Consider the following 806-nt stretch of genomic DNA (forward strand, 5'->3'; position numbering starts at 1 on the left):
GCGGAGAACGTCGCCTACATCATCTATACGTCCGGTACGACCGGCACCCCGAAGGGTGTGGCGGTGCCGCACCGCAACGTCACCGAGCTGCTGGAGTCCGTGAACCGCGAGCTGGCACTCGGGCAGGTGTGGTCGCAATGCCATTCGCTGGCGTTCGACTTCTCGGTGTGGGAGATCTTCGGGTCGCTGTTGTACGGCGGCCGGCTGGTCATCGTGCCCGACTCCGTCGTCCGCTCACCAAAAGACCTGCACGCCATGCTGGTTCGCGAACAGGTCAGCGTGCTCAGCCAGACGCCGTCCGCGTTCTATGTCCTGCAGACCGCGGATTCGCTCGCCCCCGAGCTGGGTCAACAGCTCAAGCTGCAGACGGTGGTGTTCGGTGGTGAGGCGCTCGAGCCGCATCGGTTGGGCAAGTGGTTGCACAACCACCCGGGTCTGCCGCGGTTGATCAACATGTATGGGATCACCGAGACCACGGTGCACGCCTCGTTCCGCGAGATCGTCGATGGTGATGTCGACACCAACGCCAGCCCGATCGGCTTGCCGCTGGCGCATCTTGGCTTTTTCGTGCTGGACGGGTGGTTGCGGCCGGTGCCCGAGGGCGTGGTCGGTGAGCTGTACGTGGCCGGGCGCGGTCTGGCGCATGGGTATGTGGGCCGGCCGGGGCTGTCCGCGACGCGGTTCGTGGCGTGCCCGTTCGGCGGGGCCGGGGCGCGGATGTACCGCACCGGCGACCTGGTCCGCTGGGGCGCCGATGGCCAGCTGCAGTACATGGGCCGCGCCGACGAGCAGGTCAAGATCCGCGG

General features: G+C 67.2%; 1 protein-coding gene. It reads left to right on the top strand.

Annotated features, from left to right (window positions below; translation table 11 throughout):
* Positions 1 to 806 (top strand): AMP-binding protein (locus tag A5773_RS05650; protein WP_156744739.1); only part of this gene is annotated, 806 nt, incomplete at both ends.

This window comes from Mycobacterium sp. 852014-52450_SCH5900713 (assembly GCF_001667075.1).
Lineage (GTDB): Bacteria > Actinomycetota > Actinomycetes > Mycobacteriales > Mycobacteriaceae > Mycobacterium.